This is a genomic window from Bacillus sp. FSL R5-0416 (assembly GCF_037975425.1).
Classification (GTDB): Bacteria; Bacillota; Bacilli; order Bacillales; family Bacillaceae; genus Bacillus; species Bacillus subtilis.
The window spans coordinates 3,887,452-3,899,005 of sequence record NZ_CP150252.1; the positions used below are offsets into that span (position 1 = coordinate 3,887,452).

General features: G+C 45.1%; 10 protein-coding genes. 1 reads left to right on the forward strand and 9 read right to left on the reverse strand.

The window, feature by feature from the left end; translation table 11 throughout:
- The first annotated feature begins 114 nt into the window (after nt 1-114).
- Nucleotides 115-894: an NADPH-dependent reductase BacG gene (gene bacG, locus NYE20_RS20545; RefSeq protein WP_161621149.1), complete on the forward strand. Its 780-nt coding sequence runs from the start codon at nt 115-117 to the stop codon at nt 892-894.
- A gap of 14 nt (nt 895-908) precedes the next feature.
- Here bacG and bacF read toward each other — a convergent pair whose 3' ends face one another.
- From bacF to NYE20_RS20590, 9 genes are all read right to left on the reverse strand, one after another.
- Nucleotides 909-2,108 (reverse strand): transaminase BacF, encoded by a 1,200-nt coding sequence (gene bacF, locus NYE20_RS20550; RefSeq protein WP_161621148.1) that lies wholly within the window; start codon nt 2,106-2,108, stop codon nt 909-911.
- Nucleotides 2,109-3,293 carry a bacilysin exporter BacE gene (bacE, locus tag NYE20_RS20555; protein ID WP_019712823.1) on the reverse strand — a complete coding sequence of 395 codons (1,185 nt, stop codon included), beginning with the start codon at nt 3,291-3,293 and terminating at the stop codon, nt 2,109-2,111. It abuts the gene before it with no gap.
- Nucleotides 3,290-4,708, reverse strand: a complete 1,419-nt coding sequence (gene bacD, locus NYE20_RS20560) for an alanine--anticapsin ligase (RefSeq protein WP_003242921.1) — start codon at nt 4,706-4,708, stop codon at nt 3,290-3,292. Before bacD ends, bacE begins: the two co-directional genes overlap by 4 nt.
- 18 nt (nt 4,709-4,726) lie before the next feature.
- The gene (gene bacC / locus NYE20_RS20565) at nt 4,727-5,488 is read right to left on the reverse strand and encodes a dihydroanticapsin 7-dehydrogenase (protein ID WP_047183594.1); all 762 of its coding nucleotides are present in this window, start codon (nt 5,486-5,488) and stop codon (nt 4,727-4,729) included.
- Between the two features lie 2 nt (nt 5,489-5,490).
- A complete protein-coding gene (bacB, locus tag NYE20_RS20570) occupies nt 5,491-6,198 on the reverse strand; it encodes a 3-((4R)-4-hydroxycyclohexa-1,5-dien-1-yl)-2-oxopropanoate isomerase (RefSeq protein ID WP_041850399.1) in 708 nt (235 codons plus the stop codon).
- Nucleotides 6,188-6,802, reverse strand: coding sequence for a prephenate decarboxylase (gene bacA / locus NYE20_RS20575; RefSeq protein WP_009968341.1), 615 nt, complete (start codon nt 6,800-6,802; stop codon nt 6,188-6,190). Before bacA ends, bacB begins: the two co-directional genes overlap by 11 nt.
- A 151-nt stretch (nt 6,803-6,953) precedes the next feature.
- A complete protein-coding gene (locus NYE20_RS20580; RefSeq protein ID WP_133954536.1) occupies nt 6,954-8,192 on the reverse strand; it encodes an MFS transporter in 1,239 nt (412 codons plus the stop codon).
- A gap of 209 nt (nt 8,193-8,401) precedes the next feature.
- The gene (locus NYE20_RS20585; RefSeq protein WP_128442099.1) at nt 8,402-9,814 is read right to left on the reverse strand and encodes an amino acid permease; all 1,413 of its coding nucleotides are present in this window, start codon (nt 9,812-9,814) and stop codon (nt 8,402-8,404) included.
- Nucleotides 9,814-11,514 carry a M20/M25/M40 family metallo-hydrolase gene (locus tag NYE20_RS20590; RefSeq protein ID WP_161621147.1) on the reverse strand — a complete coding sequence of 567 codons (1,701 nt, stop codon included), beginning with the start codon at nt 11,512-11,514 and terminating at the stop codon, nt 9,814-9,816. Before NYE20_RS20590 ends, NYE20_RS20585 begins: the two co-directional genes overlap by 1 nt.
- Nucleotides 11,515-11,554 lie beyond the last annotated feature (40 nt).

The window sequence follows — 11,554 nt, forward strand, 5'->3', positions numbered from 1 at the left end:
CCGGCGGGAGTTTTTCAATTCTCCTTTATCAGAATTTAAATAAAATTTGCTATTTTCTTCGTTTTTTCTTACGATGTAGATAATAATCCATTTTTTTCAAAGGGGTGCAGTTATTTGTCAAAACGAACCGTATTTGTTATGGGAGCCAGTCAAGGGATTGGGAAAGCAATCGCTCTGAAATTAGCAGACCAGCACTTTTCCCTCGTCATTAATTCGCGAAATTTGGATAATATTGAATCTGTCAAAGAAGACATTTTGGCCAAGCATCCTGAGGCGAGCGTCATTGTCCTTGCGGGCGATATGTCTGACCAGCATACGAGAGCGGCCATTTTTCAGGCAATCGAATCTCAATGCGGACGGCTTGATGTTCTGATTAATAATATCCCGGGCGGCGCGCCTGACACATTTGATAACTGCAATATAGAGGATATGACGGCCACGTTCACTCAAAAGACCGTTGCCTATATTGACGCAATCAAGCGTGCTTCCTCACTGATGAAACAAAACGAGTTTGGCAGAATCATCAACATTGTCGGAAATCTGTGGAAGGAACCCGGCGCCAACATGTTCACAAACAGTATGATGAATGCCGCTTTAATTAACGCCAGTAAAAATATTTCCATCCAGCTTGCTCCTCACAACATTACTGTCAACTGTCTGAATCCTGGTTTTATCGCTACAGACCGTTATCATCAATTTGTGGAAAATGTGATGAAAAAGAACAGCATATCCAAACAGAAAGCAGAAGAACAGATTGCTTCCGGGATTCCGATGAAACGGGTCGGATCAGCCGAAGAAACCGCAGCGCTCGCCGCATTTCTTGCCTCTGAGGAAGCCTCCTACATCACGGGGCAACAAATTTCCGCTGACGGCGGCAGCATGAAAAGCATATAAAAACATCCCGCTTTTTAGCGGGATGTTTCTTGTAATGACCCGAACGGCAGGTTCAGCTTTTGAATCCGCGTGACAAATTCCCGCAGATCCTCCTGCTTCGACACCATTGAGATTCTGACATGCCTTTTTCCGTTGCTTCCAAAAATTTCGCCCGGTGTGACTACGACATGGGCATGCTCCAGCAAGTAATCGGAAAATTGGTGAGATGTCTCAAACGTATTCGGAATTTCAGCCCATACGTAAAAGGTTCCTTTTGGCTTTTCCATCTTCCAGCCCAGTTCCTTTTCGCAAAGCGCCGTAAAAAAGTCAATTCGTTCCTTATAAATTCGTTTCAACGATTCCGTATGCTCCGGATCTCCAGAAAGCGCCGCACTCGCTGCCTGCTGCAGCCCGCCGAACATGCCGACAAATACATGGTCCTGAAATTCATTGACGGCCTGAATGATCTTTTCGTTCCCAACCGCAAACGCCATTCTCCAGCCGGCCATGTTAAATGTTTTTGAAAATGAATAAAGCTCTGCTCCGACAATTTTGGCATCCTCTGCCTCAAGAAAGCTGGCCGGTTTTTGATCGAATTCAAACGCTCCGTATGCAAAATCATGAATCAAATGGATATGATGCTCTTTTGCAAAAGCAGCAGCTCTTGCATAAAAAGCCGCATCAGCCACAGCTCCAGTGGGGTTGTTCGGATAGTTTAAAAACATAAGCTTCGCTTTTTCCAGCACGGCTGGATCAATCTTTTCAAAATCCGGCAGATAGCCATTTTCTTCATACAGCGGCATTTCGTAAAGCTCAGCTCGCGCCATCGTAATCCCTGATAAATATTCAGGGTAGCCTGGATTCGGGACTAAAGCGATGTCTCCCGGATTGAGCAGGCATTGTGTCAGCACATACAAACCGGCTTTCCCGCCTCCGAAAAGCGCGACCTCCGTTTCAGGATTGATTGTCACGTCGTATTCTCTTTTATAGAAAGCAGCGATTGCTTCCTTCAAAAAAGGATAGCCCCTGAAAGGGCCGTATCCATGAAACGAAGGATTCAAGGACGCCTCCCGCAAAGCCTCCACAATATGCGGCGGAGTGGGAAGGTCAGGGTTCCCCTGTCCGAGATTAATGATATGGGCCCCCGTTTTTTCCAATTCCTTTACCTTTTGAAAAACGAGAGAAAACTCCTGCCTTGGAAGTGTCTTGATGACATCGGACGGTGTTATTTCCATCTAAAAGACTCCTTTTTGCTCCGTTTTGTTATCCCGTTCCAAAAACGATTTGTTGACGAGCTTCGTATGCAGAAACAAACCGCATACGATCACGACAATCAGCCCCATAATGACCGGAGCGCTGAGGATGTTAATGAACATTGAACCAATAGAAATGCATAATCCGATAGACGCTTCAGCCACTGAAAAAATGCGCCCTTGAATCTGGTTTGCCGCATTTTCCTGAACCTTCACTTTTGCAAGCACTTCCCCGTATTCCATCGCGATGAAAAAGAGGATCGCCGCGATGACAGAAACAGCGAAAATCGGCGTGAATAAAAACAGCGCCAGCGAGACAATGGATAAAACGGTAAAGTACGTCAGGCCTCTATTATTGTTAAAGCCCCATTTGCCGACAAGCGCCGCTCCGATAAAGCCGCCGAAACCGATGCAGAACGTGAGAATAAAGTTGCCGATTTCCCCGTCACCCAAAAAGCGGCTGACAATCGGAAAATAGCTGTACACAACTCCCCACAGCAAAGCCATTGTAATCATCGTAAACATGGCGTTTAATACGAATGCATTGGTTTTGATTTCCTTGAGTCCTTCCTTAAAAGACTGAAAGGCCTCTTTAATGTTTTCAGATTGAATCGGCACAAATTGCAGCTTGATACGGCTGATAAAAAATGCCGAAACCAGGTATGTCACACCGTTAAAGGCAACAGCCAGCTCTACAGATCCCCCTAACAGAAAGAGCCCTCCGGCAGCCGCCCCGACGATAATGGAGATGGTTGTCGCTTTTGCAAATAACGTGTTGATGCTTTTAATATCTGATTCCAAGGACGACATGACAGCGAGACGGGCGGGATTAAAAAACACGCCGCTTCCATAAGAAATAAACAGCAGGGCCAGAAAAATCAGCGGATACTCGCCTTTTGGAAGAAATGTGAGCCCCAAAAAGATGATGCCTCTGATGATATCCGTCCACAGCATGATCTTAATTCTGTCTAACCGGTCGACCAGAACCCCCAAAAACGGCTGAAACACCATCGGAATGCTTCTGACCACGATGACCCCGGACGTCACCCAATAATCGTGATAATATGTAGACAAAATGAGCAGGGCAGGGAGAACACAATAGTCTCCCATGAACGATAGCGCCTGCCCGTAAAGCAAGTATTTAGAGTTGGGTTTCAGCTGTTTCATACTGGCAGCACATACTTTGCCGTCAGCTTTGCATGCTGCTGAATTTGTCTGATTGATTCAGCCACATCCTGTGAATTACTGCCTTTCAGTTCAAATGCAGCAATGGAATTGAAAGCTTCAAACAATGTCAAATCAACTGAAGTGCCTGGTGCTGCGGCCGAAAAAGAAACGATTTCAGTATCCCCTTTTAAAAGCCCGTCCGGAATATCGATCGCTTCAATGACCAAATCCTCAGCAGTTTCAGGAATTTGGCCATTTTGTTTGAAATGCTGCGGGTACAAATGGCAGTCGGCAACATAATAAGGCTCTTGATCCAATAATCCGTCCGGCAGATCGGCGTCTTTTCCGAAACAGAGGACATCTAATAATAATTGCGCCATATCAAGGCCGAAAACCTTTTTAATGTTAGGGATCATATTCCAGCCGGCAAATCTGGCTGCCGATTCAATTAAACCCGGTTCTCTGTTTTTCATTAGCTTGATCTCTGTATGTGTTGCGCAATTTTGCAGGCCAAGCCCTTCATTTGCCTTTTTGGCAGCTTCGACAATTTTCTTTTTTGCCTCTTCATCCAGAATGGACGGCGTAATGTGGGATGTCTCTGTAAACCCGATTTGCGGCGTTTTATCATGAATGGCGATCGGGAAATACTCACCGTCAGCCATGATGCCTTCTATACTGATATAGTCGGAGTACCCTTCTGTTTGATACCAGTCTCCGTACTCACCCTGTAAAAATTCTTCAGCGATAAACGGCGCTTCAAACGTAACCGCCTTTGGCACGTTAATTGATTTCAGATAGTCATTGACTCTGTTAAATTCATCTTCTGCCGTCTCAGTGTCCGTAATCAGCGTTACACCGATTGAACTCGCTAAGTATGTAGGCTTTAAGATAAGAGGTGTGCCGATCTCTTCAAGAGCAGCACGGAAATCTTCAAGAGTTGTGACTCGTTTGTTTTTGATCGATTTGACTCCGGCCTTATTAAAAGCGTCCCTCATTTTATTTTTATCTCTGGCATTTTCGGCTGCCTGCACGCCGGCACCTCTCAGGCCCAGACGTTCACAGGCTTTCGCCATCGGAGCAATGAATAATTCATTGTTTGTTGTGATGGCATCCGCCCCAAACATTTCGGCAACCTTGACGATTTGCTCGACGACCTCTTCCTCAGGCTTGTTATGATCCTCATGCGCCCAATAAATGGAATCAGGATGCTCAAAATCAGCTAAACTCTTAAAATAGTCTTTATCTTTTATGACCGCGACCGAGTATTTTTCAATCAATGCTGCATGAGAGGCTGTAATTGCAAAAGGTCTTGGAATAAAGCTGACCAGGTTATATTTTTCAGCAGCGCTTTTATAAAACATGTGCGGCGGGCAGCCTCCAAGATCAGCGATGACCAATACTGTTTTTCTCTCCATATGTAAAACACTCCTTCTCTATTGTGCGGTGTATCCTCCGTCTGCGGTGATGGCGCTTCCGGTCATATAGCTTGATAAATCCGAGGCTAAAAACAGCATCACGTTTGCGATTTCTTCAGGTTTCCCAAGCCTCAGCAGCGGATTTACCTTCGCCTTTTCTTTTTTGATCTCTTCAAGTGTGCCTTCGTTATTTTCAAGGAATGATTTTTCATTCAGCGGTGTGTCGATGATCCCCGGGCATACGCAGTTCACGCGAATTTGATGCTTCGCATAATCAACGGCCATTGATTTAGTCAGCTGCAAAACCCCGCCTTTGCTGGCGTTATAGGCAGGAATATCAGGCCATGCCACGAGTCCGCCGACAGAGCACGTATTAATGATGTTGCCCTTGCCGGCGGCCAGCATATGCTTGAGTGCATGTTTGCTCATTAAAAACATGCCGGTCAAATTGACTTGCAGCACCTTGTTCCAATCGCTGAGCTCCATCTCGTGAATGGGCGCCACGATTTCGATGCCTGCATTATTAATCAAGACATCGAGTCCGCCAAATGTATGAACCGCCGATTCAACTGCGTGCCGGCAGGCAGCTTCGTCTGTGATGTCCGTTTGCACAAAGTGCAGCCTGTCATTATTTTCTTTTCGTACCATTGCTTCTCCCTGCGCTTCATCAATATCCGCCACAACCACATTGGCCTGCTGGCCCAAAAAAGCCTGAACCGCAGCATAACCAATGCCTGATGCGCCTCCTGTTATGAGGACGGTTTTATCGGTGAGGTTCATGATCATTCATTCGCCTTCATTTTTTTTGCTTTTGCTCTGTTGTAGCGCGGCGGGAAGAAGATATTAATCGATTTTGATTCTTTTTCCGAACGGTTGATGGCACCGTGATCTTCACGAGGCTCACAGAAATAGGCTGTGCCGAATTTCATCTCGACTGTGCAGCCTTCGACCGTCATGTCATAGCCGCCGCCGATGCAGATGCCGATTTGTTCATTCCGATGTTTATGGAAAGGCATTTCTCCGCCATTTCCAGGGATTTTGGCAAGCATAATTTCTACCCAATCCTCAACAAAGAACGTGACTTCCATGCCCGGCAGCAGGTCTCTTGTTTTGAAAATATCCAAAAAGTAGTCCTCAGGACTTGTATATGTTTCATCAGCTTTCAGCCGCTTGATATCAATAGCAATCACTTCTTGGTCTGTGTCGTTTCTTGCCCCGTGAGGCACATGCGGCGGCGCGATATAGGCAGATTCCAAGGCTGTCATTTTTCTTGTCACATCTCCGACAGTCATCATCAGCTCGCCAGAAACGACCATGCCGATTTGGACCTCCTTATGCTGATGGGGTTCAACATTGGTATGCGGCGGGACGTAAGACATTAATACTTCAGTATCCCCTCGTACGGTTGAATACTGCCTCACTCCGTTTTCCCATTCAATTAATTTCGGTGTCGGGAAATAAAGCTCCTGCATATCTTCTTTAGTTTTCATCATCAACGTCTCCTTTTCCAAATAATGACCAGCTCATTGGAATGCTTTTGAATGTTTTTACAAAGGTTAGCCCGTACTTTTGCCGTGCAAGCTCATTGGTTAAGGCAATGTCATACAAACCTTCTTTTACTTTTCTTGCGGCTTGACTGGTTGAATTGACTAGTTTGAAACGAACATCTTTGCGGGTAAAATATTTGATTAAATTAATAGGTGAAGGATGTGAAACAATAACAGATGTATCAAGCATATCGTCTCTGAATTCAAAATCAGGACGAACAGCCAGGCCGTACATCGGTGTATCGCACCTGAAGATCTGCAATAGCTGCAAATCCGGCCTCATGTAGAAATGCTTAATGCCATCGTAAGCATGTGGGACGATGGTATATTCCAGCGGGCTTTGGAGCGTCCTTTCGATGCATGATTCAAAAGTATCATGCAAGGACAATTTACTGTTCAGCCCTTGTAGAAGAGTAAAATTGGAAATGAAATGCTTTGCTGCGTACTCACTGCTTGTCCCCTCAGGGCCGAGCGTGTTGACTGTAATGAGTTTGGATAGTGAATCAGTTCTTTTTTTTGTCTGAATGCTATTATCCAATATAATCATGAGCACCAACCAATCTTTTAAAATTTTAAGTAAATTTTATCCAGCGGCAATTGAACTGTCAATGTTTTTTGAAAATATTGATAATTATTCCCATACAAACAAAAAAACCCTTTATAAAGGGTTTTTAATTATAGGAATTTAGAAACTTTGTTTATTGAGATAAGGACTGATCGGCCTTCTGCTCAAGTTTGCCGTACTTTTTATATGCGAATATACTGAGCACAAATCCGAGGACTGTGATGGCTGCGCAAATCAATCCGACAGCTGCATAGCCGTATGCCACATAGACGGGTCCCATTAAAGCAGAACCTAATGTCACGGCCAGATTCGAGGCGAGGCTGTAAAACACCATGACTTTTCCGCGATGACGCTCTGAGCAGTCACTCAAAATGGTGCTGAGCAGCGTCACCGTCAAACTTTGCATTAATCCCCAAATAAATAGGCTGACGATTAACAGAAACATAGACGCCGGCGCATATGGTAAACACGCCAGCAGAACGCTGATGACCCCCAGCGCAATCAAAAGGGAGCGCATTTTTCCGATGCGGTCGGCTATCTTTCCTGTAATCACACTCATGGAAAACCCGATTCCATAAATCATGATAAATAAGCCCGCAGCCGTGTTTCCTCCGGTAAAAACGTCTTGAAGATAGGTGCCTAAAAAGGAATACATACCGTAAAAACCAATCATATTACAAAAAGTTATCGTGATATAAACAGGTACACGAGGGACTTTCAGCGCATCCCGGAATGTTCCTGCCGGCTCTTCTATTTCTTCCTTGCCGCTGTTTTTATGTTGGGCATGGCGGCGCATTTCAAGGAGAATCAGCAGGACAACTAAAACACCCATCAGGGCGAAAATCCAAAACGTCCATCTCCAATGCAGGACGCCGCCGATAAATGATCCGAGCGGCACTCCGAAAATCAGCGCCAGCGACCAGCTTGAAACGATCAGTCCCATCACCTTGCCCCGGTATGTATAAGGAACACGATCACCGACAACTGCGTAAGCGGTCGGAACAAACGCTCCCGCAGCCAATCCCGAAAGCGCCCGGCCTAAAAAGAAGAAAAAAATATTTTGAGCCAAAGCGCATATCACCGTTCCTATGATAAAGATCATAAGCCCGGCCAATAAGCTCAGTTCTCTGGAGTATTTATCGCCTAATGGAACCAAAAGCGGCGCACCGATAAAAATCATAATGCCGTAAATACTGATAGATAATGCAAGGACACTGACATCTGAGCTGAAGGCTTTTGCTAAATCCGGCAGCAGCGGTGAGATCACAAGCTCTTCAGATCCGGCTGCAAATACCCCCATCGTTAAAGCCAGTGCCAACAATAACGGAAAATGATGTTTTGTTTTGGTGTCATTGTTTTGATTGCTGTTCATTCTTTCTCAAACACCTCTTCCATAATCTTCTTATCATAAAAGTTGTATTATAGTTTAGCATTGTTTTTTCACTATTTACAATTCAAACGAAATATTTATAGGTTTTATTATTTTCATTTAAATCCCATTATATATTTCTATATTTCATTCTAAAAATACATGAGGATGTAACGCGTAAAAAAGCTCTCCGGCCTCCCGGAGAGCTTTTTCTATTGCGCCTCTGTCTGCTTTTTTTCAATAAGTTCATGATTTATACGCTTTTTGATGCTTAGATGATAGTATGCATAGCAGAAAATAATGATCGGCACACCGCAGTATAAGCCGATTCTTTGATCCGGAATGAAAATAAGGCTGATCAACACGCAGCCATATAAACAAAATCCGAGCATCGGGACTAGCGGATAAAGCGGCGTTCTGAACTCCAGATCATTCACATTTCCGCCTTCGGCAAGGAAACGTCTGCGAAAGAAAAATTGCGACGCACAAATGGACATCCACGCGACAACTGTCACCATGCCCGAGATTGAGATACACCATAAATACACTGTTTCTGCGGCCATGACACTTGTCAGCAGCGAACAGCCTGAAATGCCCAACGTAATCAGCAGGGCATTCATCGGCACGCCTTTTTTTGTCAGTCTGGTGAGAAAGGATGGACCCATTTGATTTGATGAAAGTGACCACATCATACGCGACGCCGCATACAACCCCGAATTAGCAACAGATAAAATGGCTGTTAAGATGACAAAGTTCATGATATCTGCCGAAAATGGGATGCCGATTTGATCGAGTACCGCTACAAATGGGCTTTCAATCACCCCCGCCGTTTTGTACGGAAGGATGGCAACCAAGACGAACATAGCGAGCACAAAGAAAAACAGCGTGCGCCAAATGACATTTCGAATGGACTTTGGCAGTGTTTTTTCCGGGCTTTCACTTTCCCCTGCCGCAATGCCGACAAGCTCCGTTCCCTGAAAGGAGAAGTTCACCATGACCAGCGTAAACATAACGGCCAGCACCCCATTAGGGAAAAGTCCTCTATCAGTCATAAAGTTAGACAAAAAGGGTGTCTCCTGTCCGCCTTTAAAGTCAATCAAGCCAAACACAGCGGCTCCGCCAATCACAATAAATAAAATGATCGCCGCCACTTTGATGCTTGAAAACCAAAATTCCATTTCTGCAAAGCTTCTGACAGAGAGCGCATTAATCAAAAAGATGACGATGCCGAACACGAGGCACCATATCCAGATCGGAACGGAGGGCAGCCACCTTTGCATCAAAATGCCTGCTGACGTCAGCTCTAACCCCACTGTATTCGCCCAGCTGAACCAATACAGCCAGCCAATCATAAAGCCTGTCGACGGTCCCAGAAATTTAGTGGCGTAGGCCTGAAACGATCCGGCCACCGGCATGGCAACAGCCAATTCTCCTAAACAAAGCATGACGAGATACATTAAAAATCCGCCGATGATATAAGCGGCAATGGCGCCGAGCGGTCCCGCCTGGCTAATGGTAAAGCCAGAGCCTAGAAACAGCCCAGTGCCAATCACCCCTCCCAAAGCAATCATAAACAAATGCCTGCTTTTCATGCTGCGCTGCAATTCATTTTTATGATTCTGCATCATCCTTCCCCCTTTGGTTCTTTTGCCGTGATGGTCATCCGGTAGCTCTGCAAAAGGTGAACGGTGGTTTGCTGTATGAGGAGAGGCAATACATGAAATGTGTACGGTTTATAGACTCGTTCTGTCCATTTATGGCCGTCTTTTCCGTACACACCCATATTAATGGATGGAATATTCAGCTTGCGTATGTCTTTGAACGGAATGGTCCCAATCCTATTCCACCCAGGAAAGTTCCTGATAAAAGAATCAATTTCGCCATCGGTTTCGTGCAGTGATAAAAAACTGCCGTCTGCCAAGTAGGGGAAAAACTTTTTGAAGACAAATGTTTCGCCTGTCGATTCAGCGGTTTTGTCAGCCGCTTCTTTAATCACATGCTGCAAAAGCTGATCTCTTGCGCTATCTTCTTTCAAATAGTTATGCGGCAGGTAAGGAGGTGCGAAAAATAGAATGACTTTTGCGCCTTGATCGGGGTCAAGCTTTTGAAGCTCTTCGATTGCCTGAAAGCATCTCATGCGAAGTTCAAGGTGCTCGTTGGCTTTGAATGTCTGCTCGATACACTGCTCGGGATCTATCCCCCGGTTTCTCAGCTTTTCTAAATATTGCTCCAGGCTATACACTTGAATGTCCCATGATAAATGTTTCTTTGGCAGGTTGGCTCTTTTTGCATATTCTTCATAATAATCTGATAATTTTTGTTGTGTCTCTCGACATGCTTCCTCAGTGACTTCAATAAGCAAATCCATCATTTCTTTTGCTGTTCTTTCATAAATAAAACAATTAAAATACAAGCTGGTGCTGACAGCCGTTTGCACATTATAGGATTCCTTGTTATCACGCTGATACAAACAGGATGGGGGCAGAACCAACTCCCCTTCAACCTTTTCTGCCAGATGGATGTTATTGTGGAGACGGCTTGTGATTTCAGATGAAATGAAATTTGGGTCAATCCCTGCCAGTGTATCGCCAACATGGACTTCACGCCCGTAAATGTAAAAGCAAGGCAGCAGTTTTCCCGCGGCTCCGGTATAGATATATCTTGTCTGATCACCATCGTAAAGCGGGGTAATAAAATCCGTATTAATAGCAGCCAAATAGTGAAGCTGTTTTTCTTTTTTTAGCCGGTTCAGTTCTGAAATGCTGGCGAGAATGCCCGAATGCTGGCTCTCCTCATCGGGATTGGCCATAAACAATACATTTCCCGGCAACGTCTCAAGGTTCTCCGAAAAATGCAGGAGATTGGCTAAATGCACGGCGATGCCGCTTTGCATATCGACAGATCCTCTTCCGAACATCCAATCGCCTGATTTGGCATCCCGCTGAACCTCCTGATCGAACTCATAGCGGCTGAAATACTCGGCCAATTTCTCACAATCAAAAGCGATATCCTTTAAAGGGCCGAAATCTTCAATTCCAACTGTATCCAGATGGGCATGGTAAATGACTGTATTTCGGCTTTCTCCATGTCCTTTAATAAACGCAAAAATATTTTTGCGATTGTATGGGTCATTGGGAATGGCCTGTTCCCACACATGACTGGGGTTTTCCTGAAAATAAGGATAGCTCGTGATCACTTCTTTGATGAAATCTGCTTTTGTCCCTTCTCCAACGGTGCCGTTCACGCTGCTGAGGCTGACCAGAGATGCTGTCAGCGCCTCCACTCTTTCAGCCGGATTCATGTGACTGATTTTTGTATACTGCATAAATTGTCCTCCTGATCAAAAAGTTGAAATCGTGCGATCC

Bases quoted from the DNA above. Each gene is read 5' to 3' on its own strand.
- bacF (WP_161621148.1), bottom strand. From the start codon at position 2,108: ATGGAAATAACACCGTCCGATGTCATCAAGACACTTCCAAGGCAGGAG.
- bacE (WP_019712823.1), bottom strand. From the start codon at position 3,293: ATGAAACAGCTGAAACCCAACTCTAAATACTTGCTTTACGGGCAGGCG.
- bacD (WP_003242921.1), bottom strand. From the start codon at position 4,708: ATGGAGAGAAAAACAGTATTGGTCATCGCTGATCTTGGAGGCTGCCCG.
- bacC (WP_047183594.1), bottom strand. From the start codon at position 5,488: ATGAACCTCACCGATAAAACCGTCCTCATAACAGGAGGCGCATCAGGC.
- bacB (WP_041850399.1), bottom strand. From the start codon at position 6,198: ATGAAAACTAAAGAAGATATGCAGGAGCTTTATTTCCCGACACCGAAA.
- bacA (WP_009968341.1), bottom strand. From the start codon at position 6,802: ATGATTATATTGGATAATAGCATTCAGACAAAAAAAAGAACTGATTCA.
- NYE20_RS20580 (WP_133954536.1), bottom strand. From the start codon at position 8,192: ATGAACAGCAATCAAAACAATGACACCAAAACAAAACATCATTTTCCG.
- NYE20_RS20585 (WP_128442099.1), bottom strand. From the start codon at position 9,814: ATGCAGAATCATAAAAATGAATTGCAGCGCAGCATGAAAAGCAGGCAT.
- NYE20_RS20590 (WP_161621147.1), bottom strand. From the start codon at position 11,514: ATGCAGTATACAAAAATCAGTCACATGAATCCGGCTGAAAGAGTGGAG.